This window comes from Amycolatopsis marina, assembly GCF_900111885.1.
In the GTDB taxonomy this organism is placed as follows: domain Bacteria; phylum Actinomycetota; class Actinomycetes; order Mycobacteriales; family Pseudonocardiaceae; genus Amycolatopsis; species Amycolatopsis marina.
In genome coordinates, this window is sequence record NZ_FOKG01000011.1 from 191,929 (window position 1) to 212,287 (window position 20,359).

The 20,359-nt window shown below is 69.6% G+C and carries 12 protein-coding genes; 2 read left to right on the forward strand and 10 right to left on the reverse strand.

What is annotated here, in order from left to right; all coding sequences use genetic code 11:
- Positions 1-25: 25 nt before the first annotated feature.
- The 3 genes from BM199_RS19230 to BM199_RS19240 all read right to left on the reverse strand — a co-directional run bounded on the left by BM199_RS19230 (position 26) and on the right by BM199_RS19240 (position 3,044).
- Complete coding sequence (locus tag BM199_RS19230) at positions 26-1,312, reverse strand: MFS transporter (protein ID WP_091674708.1); 1,287 nt, start codon at positions 1,310-1,312, stop codon at positions 26-28.
- 110 nt (positions 1,313-1,422) lie between these two features.
- The gene (locus BM199_RS19235; protein ID WP_245788461.1) at positions 1,423-2,073 is read right to left on the reverse strand and encodes an HD domain-containing protein; all 651 of its coding nucleotides are present in this window, start codon (positions 2,071-2,073) and stop codon (positions 1,423-1,425) included.
- A gap of 134 nt (positions 2,074-2,207) precedes the next feature.
- Positions 2,208-3,044, reverse strand: coding sequence for a peptidoglycan-binding domain-containing protein (locus BM199_RS19240; protein WP_091674710.1), 837 nt, complete (start codon positions 3,042-3,044; stop codon positions 2,208-2,210).
- Positions 3,045-3,334: 290 nt separating this feature from the next.
- Here BM199_RS19240 and BM199_RS19245 point away from each other — a divergent pair, with 290 nt between their 5' ends.
- Entirely contained in the window at positions 3,335-3,937 is a 603-nt protein-coding gene (locus BM199_RS19245) for a ClpP family protease (protein ID WP_091674643.1), read from the forward strand.
- Between the two features lie 160 nt (positions 3,938-4,097).
- Positions 4,098-4,895: an alpha/beta fold hydrolase gene (locus tag BM199_RS19250; protein ID WP_091674644.1), complete on the forward strand. Its 798-nt coding sequence runs from the start codon at positions 4,098-4,100 to the stop codon at positions 4,893-4,895.
- Positions 4,896-4,905: 10 nt separating this feature from the next.
- Here the strand turns inward: BM199_RS19250 and BM199_RS19255 are convergent, their stop codons facing one another.
- The 7 genes from BM199_RS19255 to BM199_RS19285 form a co-directional block, all read right to left on the reverse strand.
- Positions 4,906-5,913 carry an alpha/beta hydrolase gene (locus BM199_RS19255; RefSeq protein ID WP_425425547.1) on the reverse strand — a complete coding sequence of 336 codons (1,008 nt, stop codon included), beginning with the start codon at positions 5,911-5,913 and terminating at the stop codon, positions 4,906-4,908.
- 42 nt (positions 5,914-5,955) lie between these two features.
- On the reverse strand, positions 5,956-7,548 hold the full coding sequence (locus BM199_RS19260) for an acyl-CoA carboxylase subunit beta (RefSeq protein ID WP_091674645.1): 1,593 nt from the start codon (positions 7,546-7,548) through the stop codon (positions 5,956-5,958).
- A 9-nt stretch (positions 7,549-7,557) separates the two neighbouring features.
- Positions 7,558-14,145, reverse strand: coding sequence for a type I polyketide synthase (locus BM199_RS19265; RefSeq protein ID WP_091674646.1), 6,588 nt, complete (start codon positions 14,143-14,145; stop codon positions 7,558-7,560).
- Complete coding sequence (locus BM199_RS19270; protein ID WP_091674647.1) at positions 14,142-15,932, reverse strand: fatty acyl-AMP ligase; 1,791 nt, start codon at positions 15,930-15,932, stop codon at positions 14,142-14,144. Before BM199_RS19270 ends, BM199_RS19265 begins: the two co-directional genes overlap by 4 nt.
- The gene (locus BM199_RS19275) at positions 15,929-17,386 is read right to left on the reverse strand and encodes an MFS transporter (RefSeq protein ID WP_091674648.1); all 1,458 of its coding nucleotides are present in this window, start codon (positions 17,384-17,386) and stop codon (positions 15,929-15,931) included. The genes BM199_RS19270 and BM199_RS19275 overlap by 4 nt, the downstream gene beginning before the upstream one ends.
- A gap of 310 nt (positions 17,387-17,696) precedes the next feature.
- Entirely contained in the window at positions 17,697-19,124 is a 1,428-nt protein-coding gene (locus BM199_RS19280; RefSeq protein WP_091674649.1) for a PepSY-associated TM helix domain-containing protein, read from the reverse strand.
- 82 nt (positions 19,125-19,206) lie between these two features.
- Positions 19,207-20,253 (reverse strand): hypothetical protein, encoded by a 1,047-nt coding sequence (locus BM199_RS19285; RefSeq protein WP_143101871.1) that lies wholly within the window; start codon positions 20,251-20,253, stop codon positions 19,207-19,209.
- Positions 20,254-20,359 lie beyond the last annotated feature (106 nt).

Here is a 20,359-nt window from a genome sequence, read left to right on the forward strand (position 1 = left end):
CCACGGGTCCGGCCTGAATACTCCACTAGGACAACCTGGCACCACCGGTTCCCGGTCCCGATGCCGCATCGGGACCGGGAGCGCGGGCCGACGCACGACGCCAGGAATCGCACGCGGCCAGTGCCGCCACGGTTCCGAGCGCACCCGCGAACGCGACCACGAGATGGGGTCCGAGCCGTTCGGCCGCCAGGCCCGCCACCACCACACCTACGCCCTGGGACACCCGCAGGGCGGTTATCGCGAGGCCGAACGCCTGTGCGCGCTGCGAGTCCGGGGTGAGTTGGACGAACACCGTGCTGGCCACCAGGTTGTAGGCACTGGCGCATCCGGAGATCGTGAACAGGAGCAACGTCACCACGAGACCGGGATCGGCCGCGCAGCCGAGCAGAACCGCACAGGCCAGCACCGGCAACGGCACCAGCAGCCGACGCCGGTAGACCTCGGGCACGCGGGCGAGCAGGGCCATGCCGGCGACACTTCCCGCGGCGAAGGCCCCGAGCAGCAGCCCCACGGTCACCGAGCCCCCGCCGAGTTCGGCCGCGTACGGCGCGGCCAGCGCCTCACCCGCGATGTAGAACCCGGACACGCAGCCCAACGCCACCAACGATCGCAAGCGCCGATCGGACCAGACGAGCAGCATTCCGCCCCGTACCAGGCTCCACCACGCGCGGCCCCGGGACGAACCAGCGCCAGCCGAGGAGGCGACATCCGGCGCCGCGGCCGCGGGGCGCTGCCGCACTCCGGCCAGCAACACCAGCGCGGAAACGCCGAAGGTGCCCGCGTCGGTCGCGAGTGCGCCGTGGGGGCCGAGCCAGGCCACGAGCAGGCCTCCCCCGGCGAACCCGACCACCTGCCCACTCTGCACCACCATCGACAGCAAGCCCATGGCGCTGACGAACTGCCGATCGGACACCACGTGCGTGAGCAGCGCCGCCCGCGCGGCGTTCCACGGCGGGTTGAGCACCTGGACCACCACGAGCAGACCACCCACGACCGGAAGCGGCATTCCCGGCAGCGCCATCAGCCCCACCAGCACGACCCGGGCCAGATCGGCGCTCACCATCACCGTCCGTCTCGGGTACCGATCCGCCAGCCCCGACAACAGCGGCCCGCCCAGCAGATCCGGCAGGAACGTGGCCGCGTACACCGCCGCCGCCCAGCCCGGCGACCCGGTGCGGTCGAAGACCAGGATCGACAGGGCGACCCTGGCCAGCTGATCCCCCATCACCGTGACCAGCTGAGCGGCGAACAGCGACCGGAACTCGCCGACCGCGAGCACCTCGCCGAACCTCGCCGCCCGTGGGTCTGGCATGGCCATCCCACCTCCGCTGGCCCGACGACGTCTTGTCGACCGTCCGTGACCGACAGCGATCCGCCGGGGTCCGGATTATCGCAGCATGCGGTGCCTGCGACGACCGTCCGTCAGTCTCGGTCCCGTCGAACCCAGCCGCGCAGGGCGCCGAGGCCGATCAACTTCTGCGCGTAGGCCCAGAGCTCGGTCGATGCGTCCGCGATGACCGACTTCCGGCCGCGCACGTCGGACTCGGTCACTCCCGGGGTCCGCCAGGTGCCACCCTTGTTGTTGAAATTGAGCAGGAGCGGCTGCAACCGGTCCATCGCCTTGGCGAAACGTGCCTCCGGCGACTCACGGGCCTCGAACTCGTCCCACAACGCGCGTAACCGCGCGGCCTGGTCCGCGGGCAGCAACGCGAACAGCCGGTCGGCGGCGGCCCGCTCCCGCGCGTCCTGGTCCCGCTCGGCATCCGTGTCGTACAGAAACGTGTCCCCCGCATAGATCTCGACGAGATCGTGGACCAGGACCAGTTGCACTGTGTGCCCGACGTCGATGGGATCGTCCGCGTACTCGGCGAGCAACGGCACCATCAACGCGAGATGCCAGGAATGCTCCGCGTCGTTCTCCCTGCGATCCTCGGCGATCAGCGGGCTGCGCCGCAGCACGGTCTTGAGGCGATCCACCTCGACGATGAACGCGATCTGCTGCGCGAGCCGCACTGACACTCCCCCGGGCTGTTCGACCCGTGCGATCAACAGATCGTCGTGTTCGGTTGCCACAGCTTCTCCGTCCTCCGAGATCGTCCCGGGCACGGTAACGTGCGCAGCCGGCTGCTCGCCGCTCCGTTTTCCGCGGCCCGCTTCCGGATGCGGGCCGGCGGGAACTCGTCGACGAATTCCCGCCGGCGCCGGGATCAGCCGCGTTTGTACTCCTCCCAGGTCACCTTCGTGACCTGAGGGCCGTCATCGCGAGCACGGTTGGCCAGACCGTTGTAGCCGAGGTAGTAGTCCCCGGCCTGGTGCTGCGCCGCCGACGACTGATCCGGGTCGTTCACCGCGATCGCGTGGATGTGGTAGGCCCAGTTCCCCTGGGCGGGAGTTCGCAGCCAGGCCGCGAAGCCCACGTTGCGTAGCTTCCTGACGACGTCTGTGCGAGTGCCCGACGTCATCCCCTGCACCGACAGATCCAGCGCGCCGCCACCGTCGTGGGTACCGGCCGACCCGCCGACACCACCGGGGTTGTACGAACCTTGCGTGACCGAAAGCTGTCGGCCCAGCAGCCGCTCGGCCTCCACCAGCATCGCCTTGGTGCGGGTGTTCATCGTGCGCCCGTGGTAGGTGACCCTGCTGCCCGCCGACACCACATTGGTCACGGTGTAGCGCTGGCTGCCCAGCTTCTGCAGCGATGTCGGCCCAGGCAGCCCGGAAGCATCGATACCGGAGTAGCCGAGGGAGCGCTGGTACGCGGCGTAGGCGGAGATGGTGGCGGTACCGAAGTGCCCGTCCACATACTTGCCGTCCAGCAGTCCCCTCGCGGTCAGCGCCTCCTCCACCAGCACGACGCTGGCCTTGCTGCCGGGCGTCAGCTCGGTGCCCGCCCTGCGGGGGTCGATCTGTGCCGCCTTGAGCACCGCTTCCATGTTGGCCGACGGCAACGCCATCGCCGCGACATCGTGCTCCGCCTGGGCCGGCGCGGCCACACCGAACGACATGGCCGTGCCCGCGGTGAGCACGGCGACCTTGGTGAGCAGGCCTCGCTTCCGGCGCGTCGCCGGGCGGGTCGCGGGTGTGATCGGCACCGCCCCGCTCCTGACAATCCTGGGCCGCATTCTCATAACTGTCCTCCGTGAGGTTTGTTCAGACGTGCGGAGAGCCTGTGCCGCGGGGATACAAGTGCCGTACAAACGGCTCGGCGACAGGCGATGGCCGGTCATGATCGCCCAGAGCGAACTCGGCACGCTCTGGGCGAACGTTGTCCCGCCGACCGCGTCTGGCCCATACCGTCGGTCCTGCAACGGACGTCGAACAGAGGCAGGCAGCGATGACAGTGGATCTTGCACCCGACATGCGGACACCGACTCCCACGGCGTCCGTCAACGAATCGGTCTACGAGCAGTTGCTGCGTGACCGGATCGTCTTCCTCGGTTCGGAGGTCACCGACGAGGTGGCCAACCGGGTCATCGCGCAACTGCTGCTGCTCGCGGCCGAGGATCCCGCCGAGGACATCACGTTCTACATCAACTCGCCGGGTGGTTCGGTTACGGCGGGCATGGCGATCTACGACACGCTCCGGCTCGTCAAACCAGACGTCTCGACCTGGGGACTCGGCTTCGTCGCCTCCATGGGCCAGTTCCTGTTGTCCTCCGGTACACCGGGCAAGCGTTACCTGCTGCCCAACACCCGGATCGTCATGCACCAGCCCTCCGCGGGAATCGGGGGTGCGGCGAGTGACATCGCGATCCAGGCCGAGGTGTTCGGCAAGATGAAGCGGCGGATCGCCGAGATCACCGCGCGACAGACCGGTCAACCCGTAGAGCGAATCACCGCTGACGCGGACCGCGACCGCTGGTTCGATGCCGAGGAAGCTCTGGCCTACGGCTTCGTCGACCACATCGTCGGGGACGAGCACGACGTCTCCGCCTGAACAGCGCGCTCCTTCCACACGGATCGTGGCTGATCTCTGTACGCTTCCCGAGCGGCGACCGGCCGCCTGTTTCGGCGAATACTCCCTCAAAGCCCGGCCGTATAGGCGGTTATACGCCATCCTGGCGGTCACCTGCGATGTCCCGGCTACGATCGACGGGATGCCACAGGTGCTGACCACGGACAAGGTCGCCATTCACTACGAGGTGCACGGTTCCGGCGCGGACACCCTCGTCCTCCTCGCCGGGCAGGCCAACAGCAGCCGTTGGTGGGACGCCGTACGCCCCGACTTCGAGACCACGTTCCGAACCGTCACGATCGACTACCGGGGCACCGGCCGAAGCGGCAAGCCGGACACGGACACCTACAGCACGCGCGGTTTCGCCAGCGACGTGGTCGCGGTACTGGATCACCTCGAGGTCACCAGAGCCGGCGTGTACGGCACCTCGATGGGCGGCCGGGTGGCGCAGTGGCTCGCCGCCGATCACCCCGAACGAGTCAGCAGGCTGGTACTGGGCTGCACCTCCCCCGGAACCCCACACGGGGTCGAACGCAGCCTGGAGGTCAGCCGGTCGCTCGCCCAACGGGACGCCGAGTCCGTGCGGCAGGCCCTGCTGGAGTTGATGTACTCCCCGGCCTGGCTCGCCACCCATCCCGGCCCCTACAACACGCTCGGCGACCCGGCGATGCCCGCACACGCTCGTCGTAGCCATCGCAAGGCCAGTGCGCGGCACAACAGCTGGGACGTACTGCCACTCATCACCGCCCCGACGCTCGTCGTGCACGGTACGGACGACAGGTTCAATCCCACGGCCAACGCTGCGCTGCTCGCGAAGCGCATCCCGGACGCCCGGCTGCGGCTGATCACCGGAGCGCGGCACGCCTACTTCGAGGAGTTCCGGGACGTGGCCGGTCCGCTGGTCCGGAAGTTCCTGCTGACCGGGCTGCCCACGACCTGATCAGCCTCTCCTACAGCCCCAGCCCCTCGGCCAGCACCGGCCATGAGCGGTGCAGGGCGCGCTCCCAGTAGGGCCAGGTGTGGGTGCCGCCGCCGTAGAAGTCGGTGGTCACCGGGATGCCGTGTTCCCGCAGCCTCGCGGTGAACTGCTTCGAGGTTCCGAGAGCCGAGGGCTCGATGAAGTCGAGCGGTGACTGCTCGTCCAGCGGCCCCTGGTCACCGTTGCCGCTGGACACGTACAGGGCGGTTCCCCGCAACTTCTCCACGTTGTCGTACGGGTTGTGCGACTCCCACAGGCCGCGGTTGAGCCGCTCGCCGCCCCACATCATCGTCCAGTTGTAGAACCCCTCACGGACGAGGATCGCCTTGATGACCCCGGGAGCGAGAGTGTCCAAAGTGTTCAACACACCACTGTAGGAGGCCGCGGCGGAGAACATGCCCGGATGACGGAAGGCATAGTGCATCGCGCCGAATCCCCCGATGGACAGCCCGGCGACCGCCCTGCGCTGTCCCGCGCGATAGCCGCGTTCCAGGATCTGCCGCACCTCGGTGACATGGAACTTCTCCCAGTCCGGCGTGTTCCAGAGTCCGAAGTTCCACCACTTGGTGTACATGCCCGCCGCACCATCGGTGGGCAGCACCACCAGCGTCTGCTTGTCCGCGGTGAACTCCTCCACATCGGTGAACTCGGTCCAGGACCGGTAGTCGGCCCGCTCGCAGCAGCCGTGCAGCAACCACAGCGAGGGCCAGGTCCGGCCGGGTTGCTCGTCCCAGCCCTCCGGCAGCAGGACCCGCACCATGCCGCTGCGCCCCAGCGACGGCGAATCTATCTCCAGATCCAGGGTGCGCTCGTCGATCCTGGTCTCCCGCAGCACCCTGGCTCCGTTGTCCGCCCGCGCCGCGACGCCGGCCTGCTGGGCGACACCGGACATCGCGGTACCGGCACTGGGCACCTGCGCGGCTCCCACCAGCAGCACGGCTGCCAGCAGCGTCCACATCCGCCGCCTCTTAGCGATCATCGCCTGCTCCTCCACGTTTGTCGCCGCAAGCACCCAGCCTGCTCACAGCGGGATGTTCCCGTGCTTCCTCGCGGGAAGTTCCTGTCGCTTGGTGCGTAGCAGGCGCAACGCCCGCGTCACCTCGATCCGCGTGGTCGCGGGCCGGATCACCCGGTCCACGTAGCCGCGCTCGGCCGCCGCGTACGGGGTGGCGAACCGTTCCCGGTACTCCCGGACGAGACGCAGCCTCGTCGCTTCCCGCGCCGTCCCGGCCACGGCGTGCAACTCCCTGCGATACAGCACGGTGACCGCGGCTTCGGCCCCCATCACCGCGATCTCCGCGGTCGGCCAGGCCAGGTTCACATCGGCACCGAGATGCTTGGAGCCCATGACCGCGTATCCACCGCCGTAGGCCTTGCGCACGACCACGGTCACCTTCGGCACCGTCGCCTCGGCGTAGGCGTACACCAGTTTCGCGCCGCGGCGGATGATCCCGGCGCGCTCCTGCCCGACACCCGGCAGATATCCCGGGACGTCCGCCAGGGTGAGCAGGGGTATGCCGAAGGCATCACAGAAGCGCACGAACCGCGCGGCCTTCTCCGAGGCGTCGATATCGATCACACCTGCCTGACACAGCGGCTGGTTGGCGACGACACCGACGGAGCGACCCTCGATCCGGGCGAACGCGCAGATCATGTTGGCCGCGAAATCCTTCTGCACCTCGAGGATGTCGCCGTCGTCGACGAGCGCCTCGATCAGCCGGTACATGTCGTACCCCCGGTGCGGCGAGTCCGGCACCAGTGCGTCCAGGGATTCGTCCCGCTCACCGAGGCGCAGATCGGCGGTGCTCGCGTACTCGGGACAGGTGTCCAGGTTGTTGCTCGGCAGATAACCCAGCAGGGTCCGGACCCAGTCGAGCGCGTCCTGCTCGTCATTCGCGCGATAGTGCACATTGCCGGACATCTCGCTGTTCACCCGTGCGCCGCCGAGTTCCGCGGCGGTGACCGTTTCCCCCGTTGTGGCCGAGACGACCTCCGGCCCGGTGACGAACATGTGCGAGGTCTCCCCCGCCATCACGGTGAAGTCCGTGATCGCGGGTGTGTACACCGCTCCCCCGGCGCACGGGCCCATGATCAACGAGATCTGTGGCACCACCCCGGACGCGTGTGCGTTACGCCGCGCCAGTTCCGCGTAGTACGCCAGCGCCACCACACCCTCCTGGATGCGAGCACCGCCGGAGTCGTTTATGCCGATGACGGGACAGCCGATCGTCAGGGCCAGATCCATCACCTTGAGGACCTTCTCCCCGAACGCCTCCCCCATGCTGCCGCCGAACACGGTGAAGTCCTGGGAGAAGACACACACCGGTCGTCCATCCACTGTGGCCTGCCCGGTCACGACTCCGTCTCCGTAGGGACGGTTGTCCGCCATTCCGAAGTCGGTGCACCGGTGCCGGTTGAGCCGGTCGACCTCGACGAACGAACCCGGATCGACCAGCAGCTCGATGCGTTCCCTGGCCGTGAGCTTTCCTTTGGCGTGCTGCCGATCCGCCGCCCGCTTCTCGGCGAGCAGCAGGACCTCCTCGTCGCGGGCGGCCAGATCGGCGATCCGGCACACCGTGCTCGCCTCCGCGATCCACTCGGCACTGTTCCCCATGGTCGCCTCCTACCTCGGAACTGTTCTCGCCGGTCGCAGTGCGGCATTGAGCCGTTCCGCGATCACCGACACGTTCGGCGGATCGATCATGGAGATGTGGTCTCCTGGCACCCGGACGATCTCCAGGTCGTGGCAGTACTCGTCCCAGCCCAGTGCGGCATCGGTGCGGAGGTAACGCGGATCGAGTGACGTGGTCAGCGGATGCGGGGCCGCCGCACGGAAAAGCAACACAGGCCCCAGGTATCCGCCCGGCCGGTACCGCTCGGCGATTCTGGCGTCCACGTAGGACGTGTACTGGTGTTCGGCCACCGCGTCACCAATGCCGGGGACGGCCTCGCGCATCCGCCGCATGACGAGCTCGACCTGCGCGCGCTCGTCCAGTCTTCCCAGGTCGTCGTCGGAGACGCCGAGGCTCACCTGATACGTCTGTTCGAGTTGGTCGGCGAACCGCCGCAACCGCTGGGTCAGCAGCTCGCGCTCGGGCACGCCCGGAACCGAGAGCGGCAGGATGGAATCGATCAGGAAGAGCAGTTCCACCTCCTCTCCTTCCGCTGTCAGCTGTCGCGCGACCTCGTAGGCAAGACAGCCGCCGAACGACCATCCGCCGAGCCGGTACGGCCCGTGCGGCCTGCGCTCGCGAATCAGCCGCAGGTACCGCGCCGCCTTCACCTCGACGTCGTCGGGCTCGGTGAACCGTTCCATGCCGAAACAGGCCACCTCCGGATCCAGCAGCCGGACCAGCGGTCGGTAGACGGCGGTGGAACCTCCCGCGGGGTGGAACAGGAACAACGCGCCGCCGTCCGTCCCCTGTGCCAGCTCGCGCACCGCGCCCCCCGCATGTCCCTCCAGCTGCGGGCGCAGCGTGGTCGCCATGCCCGCGATAGTCGGCACGGCGAACAACTTGTCCACCGTGACGGGCGCGCCCAGCTCGGCCGAGACACACTGTGACAACCGGTCCCGGTCGGCCTGGCCCGCCACCTGGTCGAACGGCACATCGACCGCGGGCTCGGCCCCACCGAGCACCCGGCGCCACTGCAACGCCACCCATCGCTCGGCGAAGTCGCGCGGACCGGGACCCGCTGCGGCGGTGTCTTTGGTGTCCTTGGTGTCCCTGGGCTCCGGGCTGTTCTCGTCGTCCCTCTCGGCCGCCAGACCGAGGTCGCCCGCGCAGTACTCGGCGATGTCGGTCAAGCTCGCACCACGCAACAACAGCGGCATGGGCAGGGAAAGTCCGAGGTCGCGTTCGATCGCCGCGCGGGCTCGCATCGCCAGCAGCGAGTCGAGCCCGAGCGAGGTCAGTGGCGCGCTGGTGTCGAGCAGCGCGGGGTCGAAGCGCATGAGATCGGCGACCACCCCGACGATGTGCTTGCGCACGGCCGCCAGCGCCTCGTCCCGGCACAGCTCCCGCAGCCCGTGCACGCCCGGCCAATCGGTTGCCGGCGTTGCCCGCTCCGGAACCGTTCCCGATGTCAGGATCTCGGTGTAGGGCCGGTGCGCGAGCTGGGGGAACAGGTCGAGCACCGCGGCCGTGTGCACCCTGCTGACCGCCGTTTCCCCCGGCTCCGCGGCGAGCACGGCTCCCAGTGCCGCCAATGCCTCGGTCGGTGACAACGGGTCGAGCAGCGGGTTGTCCCGGTTCGCCGCACCGCCGATCTCACCCCACGGCCCCCATTGGACGCTGCTCGCCGGGACACCCTGTGCGCGCTGCCACGCGGCGAACGCGTCAAGCCAGGCGTTGGCGGTGGCATAGGACGTCTGCCCTGGCGAGCCGAACAGCGCGGCGGCCGACGAGTACGAGACCCACCAGTCCAGCCGCAGCGCGGTACACGCCTCGTGCAACCGCAGCGCGCCTTCGGCCTTGGCGTGCCACACCGCTTCGAGGTCGGACGCCTTCAGCGACAGCACGGTCCCGTCAGCGAGAACACCGGCGGCGTGGATCACGCCACGCAGAGCGAGACCGTCGTGGGTCGCGGCCAGGACGAGCTCGTCGGCGACTCCTGGCTCGGCGATGTCACCCGATTCGACCACGATGTCCACACCGGACTCACGCAACCGGTCGATGCGGGCTCGAGCTTCCCCGTCCGCCGCTCTGCGCGCCGACAGCACCACCCTGGTCGCGCCGCGGCCCGCGAGCCAGTCCGCCGCCGCCAGCCCCAGACCACCGAGGCCACCGGTGACGACGTAGGCCCCCGCTCGCACGGACGGCGCCGCTCCTTCCGGCACGTCGAGCCGATGCCGTCTCAGGCGCCGCACGTACCGGTTGCCCGTCCGCCACGCGATCTCGTCGTCCTGGCCGTTCGCGGCCAGTTCCACCGCGATGTCCCGTGCTGTCGTGGCGTCGAGCAGACTTGCCCGCAGTTCGGGGTGCTCGAAGGCGAGCACGCGGATCAGCCCGTGCAGCGCGGCCGGTCCGGGACGGACCGGCTCTCCCGGTTCGACCGCGGCTCCTCCTCCGGTGACAAACCAGAGCCGGGGTGCGGCGGAACCGAATTCGGCCAGTTCCCGGACTACACCGCAGGCCGTGAGGACGGTGACCTGAGCGCTCCTGACGTCGGCGACATCCGGAGCATCGTCGGTGAGCACGACTACAGCGCCGGTGCCCGGGCGGGCACGCAGCATCCGTGGCAGGTCCGCGAGCTGCTTCACCGGCAGCAACCCCGGCTCGTCTCCCGCCTTGGCGAGGGCAGCGGCAAGCGCGTCCGCCCGCTCTCGGCCAGGGTCGTCGTCCCCGTGCAGGAGCAGGACGGGCCGCCCCTGCGCAGGCGACTGTGGAGCGGCGGATTCCCAGCTGGCCCGGTAGGTCAGCTTCTCCAGTGGCAGCGGGACGTGGGCGCGAGTCAGCGGGGCCACCGAAACGTCGCCGATCTCGACGAGCGTCCGGCCATCCGCGCCGTGGAGCCGCACCGTCCCCGCTCGGGTTCCGTTCTCGCTCTCCGCCAGCTCGGCGGTGACCGTGACGCCGAGCCGCGGGTCCCCGGTGAGCCGAACTCTGCCGAAGCCGGTGGGCACCCACAGCTGGTTTCCTGGGTCGCCCGCCGCGGCCGCGAGCGCGTGCAGGCACATGTCGGCGAGCGCGGGGTGCAGGACGTAGGCCGAGCTGTCCGGCTGTCGCACCTGTGCGACGGCGCGCCCCTCGGTGGCGCGCACGTCCCGCAAACCGCGGAACGTGGGGCCGTAAACCTGGCCGGCCGCGTCCATCCGGTGGTAGAGCGGAACCGGCACGAGCTGATCCACACCGGCGTTCAGTGCCCTATGCGCACCGGCGGTGCCGTTCCGGCCGTCACGCGCGGCAGTGGCCTCGGCGTGCCGGGCCCACTCCCCCGAAACCCGGGCGAACATCGTCAGCAGCAGCGTGCCCGCCGGACCCGGTCGGGCCGAGACGCAGACCGCGGTGTGCTCGCCCAGGGGAAGCAGCCGATGCAGTACGACGTCCCGCAGCTCCACCGGCTCTCCGAGCAGGTCTCGTGCGGCGGCGAGCGCGAGTTCGACATAGCCGGTACCGGGGAACACCGCGACCTCGCGCGTGCCGTGGTCGGCGAGCCAGGGATGTGCGCCAAGTCCCACGTCGCCGTACCAGAGGTGTTGCGCGCCATCCGGCACCTCGACGGCGGTCCCGAGCATGGGGTGGCGGCCGCTCGCACGCTCCGGCGCGTCCGCCACGGCGCCCTCTGCCCAGAAGCGCCGGTGTTCCCACACCGGTGGCGGGAGATCGGCGACCACGCGCTGGGGATATCGGCGGCGCAGGATCTCGGGACCGTCCGCGAGGTACATCGCGGCGACCGCCGCGGCGAAACCACCGGATGTGTCACCGGGAGCACCCCGCCGCAGCGTCGGGATCACGACGGCACTGTCGCTTCCCGCGGTCTGTTCGATCGCCCGCGCCGCGATCGGGTGTGGGGAGACCTCGACAAACACGCGGTGTCCGTCAGCCACCGCCGCGGCCACCGCCTGGGTGAAGCGGACGGGTCTGCGCAGGTTCATCGCCCAGTGGGCCGCGTCGAAGACCACAGGACCGCGCGGATCGTCCAGGACGCTGGAGTAACACCCCACTGTCGGCCGTGCCGGTCGTAACCCGTCCAGTGCGGCAGTGAGCCGGTCCAGCAGCGGGTCGACCGCAGCGGAATGCCCTGCTCCGCCGACCGGCAGCAGACGCGCCAGCCCACCTTTCGCCTCCACCTCGGTGACCAGTTCGGTCACCTGCTCCGCGGGACCGCTGACCGTGCACTGCGACGGTGCGGCGTATACGGCGATACCGACGCCGGGAAACCGTCCGGCCCGTTCCCGTAACTCGGCCTCGGTGAGTTCGACCAGCGCCATCGCACCCGTGCCCGCGGAGTCAACGGCGGCCAGCAGCTGCGATCTGGCCAGCACGACGCGGAGTCCCTGCCCGGCAGACAGCGCGCCCGCGACGACCGCGGCGGCGACCTCCCCCACCGAGTGCCCGATCACCGCCGCGGGAACGACGCCGTGGTCCCGCCACAGCGCGGCCAGTGCCACCTGCATTCCGAAGAGGACAGGTTGGTTCACGTTCAGCTCGCCCATCCGGGCTCCGGAAGTGAGCATTTCGGACAGCGTGGATCCGGCCTGCTCGGCGAAGTCGGCGTCGAGTGCCCTTACGGCATGATCGAACGCAGGTTCTTCGGCCAGCAGCCGTTGGCCCATGCCCGGCCACTGCGACCCGTGCCCGGAGAACACCAGGACAGGCCCATCGGCCGTGGGCCCGCCACTGGATTGTCCGATCAGGACCGACGGATGCGGTGTCGAGCGCGACAGCGCATCCAGCCGCTGCCGAAGCTCGTCCCGGTCGCGGGCGACCACCGCACCCCGGACCGAGCCAGGGGCGTCACTGTGCGCGCCATCGGCACCGTGTGGCACGGCGGCCGCGATGTCGGCGATCGATCCGCCGGACGGCTCGGCGTCCAGCCAGCTCACGAGTGCGCCCGCCCTGGTTCGCAGTCTGCGCTCGCTGCGGGCGGAGAGTGCGACGACCTCGGGCCTGCCCTGCTCCTCGTCGCCTCCTGCCCGCGGCACGGCACGGGGCCATTCCTCCAGCACCACATGGGCGTTGGTGCCCCCGAAGCCGAACGCGGACACGCCCGCCCGTGCCACCCCGGAGTAGCGCGGCCACGTCTGCTCCTCGGCAACCACCCGCAGCGCGGCCGCGGCGAAGTCGATGTGCGGGTTCGGCTCGGTGAAGTGCAGACTCCGTGGCAGGGTGGCGTGTCGCAGGGCCAGTACCACCTTGATCAGACCCGCGATGCCCGCGGCCCCTTCGAGATGGCCGAGGTTGCTCTTCACGGACCCGAGCAGCAACGGCCGGTCGGGGGTGCGGCCCGCGCCGAGCACCTCGGCCAGTGCCCCTGCCTCGATGGGATCACCGAGCAACGTCCCCGTACCGTGTGCCTCGACATAGTCGACCGTCCTCGCCCGCACCCCGGCCGTGGCGTAAGCCTTCCGCAGCAGGCGTTGCTGGGCAAGGGGGTTCGGCGCCATGATCCCGTTGGAGCGGCCGTCGGAGTTGACCTCGCTGCCCCGGATCACCGCGTGGACACGGTCGCCCGCCCTTCGTGCGTCCGCGAGCCGCTTGAGCACGACCACACCGCATCCCTCGCCGCGGACGATCCCGTCGGCCGTGGCATCGAAGGGCTTGCACCTGCCGTCGGCGGCGAGCGCGCCGGCGGCGGCGAAGTTCGCGGTGATCGCCGGGGAGAGCACGAGGTTCACGCCACAAGCCAGCGCCGCAGACGACTCACCGGAGGCAAGGCTGCGCACAGCCTGGTGCACCGCGACGAGCGAGGACGAACAGGCGGTGTCGATGGTGAGGCTCGGCCCGTGTGCACCGAGCACATAGGACAGCCGGTTCGCGGCCAGTGCCGCGGCGGCGCCGGTGCCCGACCACGCGTCGATACCGCCGAGGTTGGTCATTGTCAGCCCGCTGTACTCCGTAGCCGAAAGACCGACGAACACACCGGTGCCGGTGCCGTGCAACGAGGTGGGCGGAATCGCGGCGTCGGCGAGGGCCTCCCAGGCCACCTCGAGCAACACACGCTGCTGCGGGTCCATCACCTCCGCCTCTCGGGGCGTGATGCCGAAGAAGTCCGCGTCGAAACCGGCGATGTCCTCGAGCACTCCCGCGCCGCGCGGGAGCCCGGACAGATCCTGCCCGCCCGCGAACTGCTCCCAGCGCCCCGCCGGGATCTCGCCGATGGCCGACGTGCCCGACCGCAGCAGCCTCCAGAACTCGGCGGCATTCGGCGCGCCGGGAAATCGGCAACCGACACCGACCACCGCCACCGGCTCGCCGGATGCGCCCGGCGAACCGGCAGCGCGCTGATCGTCCGGCTCGGGCAACGCGCCCGCCAGCGTCCGCGCGAGATCGGTGATCGTCGGAGCAGCCCACAGCAGGGTGCCGGACACCTCGGCGCCACACAGCTCGCCGATCTCGGCGGCCAGGCCGACCGCCGCGCGCGAGGACACCCCGCACTCCTGCAGGGGCCGGCACAGTTCGGCCTCACCGATCGGCCGTTCGAGCAGGTTCGCCAGCCGCTCGGCGAGCCACTGCCGCCACTCGCGCTCCGAACCGGGTGCCGCCGTCATGCGGAGACGTCCTGTCTCTCGCGGGCGGTGAGGTACCGGGTCCGGCACGCGGACCGGCTGATCTTGCCGCTTGACGTCCTCGGTACCTCGCCGGGGCCGAGCAGCCAGAGTTCGTGCAGCGCAAGGCCATGCTGAAGGGCGATCGCCGCGCGCGCCGCGGCCCTGACTTCCGCGGCGGACGGCTCGTCGTCCTTTCCGGCAACGGTCTTCGCCCGTTCGGCGAACACCACGAGGAGCTCGGTGTCCGTTCCGGCGAAGGAGAACGCCGCGACGGAGTGCCTGCGCACCGCGGGATGTGCCTGTTCCACGGTCAGCTCGACGTCCTGCGGGTAGTGGTTGCGGCCGTCGACGATGATCAGGTCCTTGATCCGGCCGGTGATGAACAGCTCCCCCTCGACCAGGACGCCGAGATCTCCGGTCCGCAACCAGCCGCGACCGTCCACGCCCCTGGGCAGCGGGTCCGTGTCGGGACGCAACCCGGCGCCGAAGGCCGCGCCGGTCTCCGCCGCTCTCCCCCAGTAGCCGAGGCCGACGTTCGGGCCGCTCACCCAGATCTCGCCAACGGTGCCGTCCTCGACCGGGGTGGCGGACAGCGGGTCCACGATGCGCACCTGCTGGTCGACCGCGCGACCACTGCCGACGAGCGTGGTGGACGCGGCCCCCTGACGCGCGTCGGCGGCCACGCCCTCGGTCAGTGCCGTCGAGTCGAAGGTTCGCACGGTCGGCTCGGCCGCCGGCGAGCCGGAGGCGACCAGCACGGTTGCCTCCGCGAGGCCGTAGGAAGGGCGGTGCGCGCCCCGGCGCAGCCCGCATTCGGCGAACGTGTCGTGGAAGCGGGCGATGTTGGCGGCCTGCACCGGTTCGCTGCCGTCGACCAACGTGACGACGTCGTCGAGCCGGAGCAGGGCCCGTTCCTGCGGCGAGGTCCGGGCGGCCGCGTAGGAGTAGGCGAAGCTCGGCGCCGCGGTGATCGCGGCGGGGTTGGCCGACAGCGCCCGCAGCCAGCGTGCCGGACGCTCGAGGAACGCCCCGGGGTCCAGTAACACGGATCTGGTGCCGGTCAGCACGGGCACGGCGAGCCCGAGCACCAGGCCCATGTCGTGGAACAGCGGCAACCACGACACGTCCACCGTGCGGCCGTGCTCGACGCCGAAGCACTCCGCCGCCTGTCCGCAGTTCGCCAGGACATTGGCGTGGGTCAGCATCACGCCGGTCGGGGTGCGGGTCGAACCGGAGGTGTACTGGAGGTAGGCGATGTCGTCGGCACGAGCCAGTGGTTCCGCGGGAAACGAGGTGTCGCCGGGAGGAAGTGCGTCCACCGCGACGACCTGTGGCCGGAACAGGTTTCCCGCGTCCAGGAACTTCTCGATCGCCCGAATCCGGCCGCGCGTGCAGAGCAACATCCCGGGCGCGCAGTCCGCCAGCACGGCGGCCAGCCGTTCGTCGTGCCGCGGCACGCCTGGAGGGAACAACGGCACGGCGATCCGCTGTGCCCTGAGCACACCGAGGAACGCGGCGGCGTAGTACTGCGACTGCTCCACCAGGATCGCGACCCGGTCACCGGGAGCGGTACGCAGGCTCACCCATCCCGCGACGTCGGTCGCCAGCGCGTCGAGCCCGCGCCAGGTCAGGGTGCTCGCGACCCCGTCCGGGTCCGCGGAGTAGTCCAGGAACGTGACCGCAGGGCTGTCGCCGAGCTGGTTCGCCCAGTATTCCAACAGGACCGAAAGGGACTGCGCGCGCCCGTACTGCGGACGCGCCGAGGACAGGGCCGGCCTGCTGCTCATGTTTCCTCGACCTCGCTGACTTCGCTTGTTTCGGCGTTCTTCCTTGCCAGTTCCCGCTTCGGCGCCAGCACTCGCAGCGCGAGTACGGCACCGCAGGCCTGCAGCACGGCCGCTGTCAGCAGACCGGCTGTGTAGCCACCGGCCAGTGCGGAACCCGCCGGGGCGCCCCCGGCCAGTTCCCGTGCCCTGACCGTGGTGACGACCAGCCCGATCACGGCGACGCCGAGCGCGCTGGACAACTCGCGCGACGCGGTGAGCACGCCGGAGGCCACTCCCGCGTCGCGGTCCTCGATCAGGTCGAGTGCGTGCGCGGTGAGCGGCGTGGTGAACGCCGATCCCGCGCCGATCAGGACGAACCCGAGAACGCGTGTCTCGATCGCGTGGATGTCGTTCACCGCGGCCAGTGCGAGCAGTCCCAGTGCGACCGTGCCGAGGCCCGCAAACACCGTCCGATGTGGCCCCCAGTTCCGGTTGGCAGCCGGGACGAAGGGCGTCGCGCAGATAACCGCGGCGGCGACGAGCACCAGCGGCAATCCGGCCTCGGCCGGGCTCATGCCGAGGAAGTCCTGGTGCAGCAGCGGCGTGAAGAACACGATCCCGCTGATGCCGAGCCCCCACAGCAGCAGCACGGTGTTGGCACCGGTGAACACCCGATTCGTCAACAGCCTCCCCGGCACGAGTGGCCGGTCACTGCGCTGTTCGACAGCGGCGAAGGCGAGCAGCACCAGCACACCTGCGACAGCGAGCCCGACAGCAGTTCCGGTGCCGCCGTCGGACGGCCCTGCTCCGACGAACGCGGCCGTGAGGAGCACGAGACCACACGTCGCGGTCAGCGCGGCGCCGAATCGAACCGGGGCCGTGCTCCTCGCACCGCGTTCGCCCATCGCGGGAAGGATCAGTACCGCTGCGACGAGCACGAAAGGCAGATTGCTGAAGAAGATCCAGCTCCAGTGCACATACTCGGCAAGGGCTCCGCCGAGCCACGGCCCGACGGCCAGCGCCGCGGCCAGGGCCGCCGTCCAGGCCGCGGCGCCCGCCGCACGCAGGCGCTGCGGCAAGCTGGTGCGCAGCAGACTCAGCGTGCCGGGAACGATGAACGCAGCGGCAATCCCCTGCACGACCCGCGCGACGATCAGCAGCTCGGGGTTCCGGGACACACCCCCCAGCAGTGCCCCCGCGGCGAACACCACGAACCCGGCGAGCAGTGCGCGCATACCCATCCGGTCGAGCACGGCTCCGGAGAGCAGCAGCAGCCCGGCGTACGGAAGCATGTAGGCGATGCTGACCCACTGCAGGGCGCTGAGACTCATCCCGAGTTCCCGGCCGATCGACGGCGCCGCGGAGACCACAATGGTGTTGTCCAGTGTGGTCACAAACGCGACGAGCACGACCACGGTCAACACAGCCGGCGGACGAACCGGCCCGGTGGCCCGCCGTGCGCCCACGCCAGTCATGGCACCTCCGCAGGCGTCATGTCGTGACCTCCTCGTCACCGGAATTCCGTCGCCAAAGCCAAGTTTTATTCACACAGGACGAAACAATGAAAAATACAGGCGCAGAAACCCGCGAAAGTCCGCGCACATTCCGTCTCCTGACGGGAATCGGACCATACCTTGTGACCAATAAGCGATACAAGCGGAAGCAGGCACGGAAAACCGGCTTTCAACGAATCACCGAAAACATGTCAACCAAGTACGTACGCGTGTTCGCGATCCACGCACATGTGTTCGTGATCCGGGTACACGAGTTCGGCATTCACGACCGTCACCCTCGTTGCGCGCTCGCCCCGCGACGCCGGAGTAGCGCGCCGAGCACGGCGTCGACGACAAGGAAGCCAGCGAGCGAGACTCCGAACACCGGCATCGCCCAGCAGAGCAGTACCGCCGCGGCCACCAGCGGCACCGCGACACGGGCAGGCAGCCGCCGCCAGAGCGCACCGGGCGGTGCGGGAAGCCCGCCGGCGCGCGGCCGTCGCGTCCACCACATCCGGTAGCCGAGGACGAGCAACACCACAGCACCGAGCGCGAGCAGCACGAGGACGATCTGGTTCGCCAGACCGAACAGTGTTCCGCTGTGCGCCGCGATCCCGAGCGTGGTGAGCTTGGCGGCCAGTGGATAGTCGGCCCAGTCCTGCCGGGCCGTCACCCGCGCGTCGTACGGGTCGATCGCGACACTCGCCTTCCGGACGGGCAGGCCTTCCGCGGACTCGGCCACAATGAACGGCTCGTCCACGGCCACCGGCGGGCGCACGGTCACCGTGCCGGTCAGTCCCTCCGCGCGGGACACCTCCACCGCCTGGTCCACCGTCATCGGCACCGCCGCCTGCGCGGGTGGAAGCACCTTAGGTGGGTCGAGCTTCGGCGCTCTGGCATCCACCGCCTCGATCACCTCGTCCACCCGTGCGCCCGCATACGTCGACCAGGTCAGCCCGGTGACGCTGAGGACGAGCAGTCCGACCGTCAGCCACAGACCCAGTACGCCATGACGTGCGCGGATCCGGGTCCGGTCCGGTGCGCTCCGTGCAGGTGCCCGCGCACCGCCCGCGCGGCGGGCGCGGCGGGCACGGTCGCGCCAGAGCACCAACCCGCCGAGGACGATGAACGGCAACCAGCTCGCGACGAACTCGGCGTAGATCCGGCCCGGCTCCCCCAGGTGCAGATTGCCGTGCAACTCACGCAGCCACGCCTGGGCTGGTGGCCGGTCGCCGACCGTGACCAGCGAGCCGGTCACCGTGGTCGTGTAGGGATCTACGTACACGGTCAGGGATTCGGCGGCGAATCCGGCACCTCCCGCAAGTCCCGGCACCTCGAGCACCACTCTGGTGGCGCGATGTTCCTCCTCGGACAGCACCACCGAGGTCACCTCGCCCTCGGGATGAGCGGCGAGCGCGGCGGAGATCTGCTCGGCGACCGGGCGGGGTTGCCCGGTCGCCGACTCGACATACAACTGCTCGCCGTACAGCAGGTCGTTGAGTTGCGGGGTACAGGCGTATGCCAGCCCGGTCAGGGCCAGCACGGCCAGGAACGGAGCGACGAGCAACCCGGCCAGGAAGTGGATCCGGCGAGCCAGCAACCACACGGCGGTTCCGGGCCGAACCTGTCCGCCTGGAGCGCGCCCGCTCGCGGTGGACGCGGGTTCCCTGTTCGCGCCCTCGTCACTCGGTGGAGACGGATCGGTTCTGGTCGTCGTCATGGCAACTCCTCGCGCGGCCGGCCCGAAGACATGCGGAAAGGACGTGCCGGACTCGGCGGCCGGAGCCGCCGAGCCGGCGAACTCATCGCTGGTCGAGGTAACCGATCATGATCGACATCGCGTGATCGTCGGCATAGTGCGAGTGATAGACACTGTGCAGTTCGAGCGTGTCGCCCTTGCGCACCGACCCGAGATCCTCACCGGCACAAGTACTCATCGACTCGATATGCCCCTGATAGGCGGGGATCGTTCCGTAACCAGCCTCCGACGTGCAGATCGTCTCCTTCGTGGCGAGGTTCTTCAAGGTGATCGACTCCCCGCCGTCATGCAGGTGCCCGCCCGCGGCCCTGAACGTCCCGGAGACCGAGGAACTCCAGGCCCAGCGGGTGTGGGACTCGCCCTTCGGTATCGAGTGCTCGGACAGTCCGCAGTTGTCCGCGTCGAGCCACACCGGAGTCAGTTCACGCATGCCGGGTGTCCCGGCGGGCACGTGCTTCATGGTCACCTCGAAGTACACTTTCTGCTTCTCGGGCTTCATGTTCATCAGCTCGAGCGCCACGTACGTGAGTGGCAGGAACCCGAGACGGACCCCGTTACCGGCGGGCAGATCGCGACCTGTGCGTTCGTTGCCGGAGGCGAATATCCGTCGCCCTGCCAAGGTCGGCCAGCCACTGTCACACGTCACGTCCGATTTGGACCTGTCGAAGAACACCGCGTGATGCAACATGGCACCGGTGTCGTAGTTGGCCTTGCTCCCGTCCTCGTAAACAAGATCGGGCTGAATGCCGGTGACGTAGCAGTTCACACAGGGCGGAAGCATCAGTTGCAGGGACCTGGTGTGGGTTCCGTGCATCGGTTCGTGCGGGCCGTGCATCGGGCCGACACCGTGCCCTTCGCCGTCGTGTCCGCCACCGTGGTCGCCCTCGTGTGGTGCCATGGTGATGGGGCCGAGTCGGATCGTCGTCTCCTCGGTGCCGTCCGCCAGCCGCTCGTGCGCGAGAACTCGCGCATCGCCGTCCGCCGTCGGGTCCGCGCCGGCCGCACCGGGCACCGCGAGCGTCCCCAGGCTCGTGAGAGCGGCGGTCAGGAACACCGCCGCCTTTCGCCTGCGTCGCATTATGTCGCGCACAGAGATCTCCTTTCACCGAAAGCGGATTCGTGGATGAGCGGCGAAATTACCACCACTGAAAGGAGATTCTTCCGGCTTGCGCGCTTGAACCGATCCAGTGACAAAA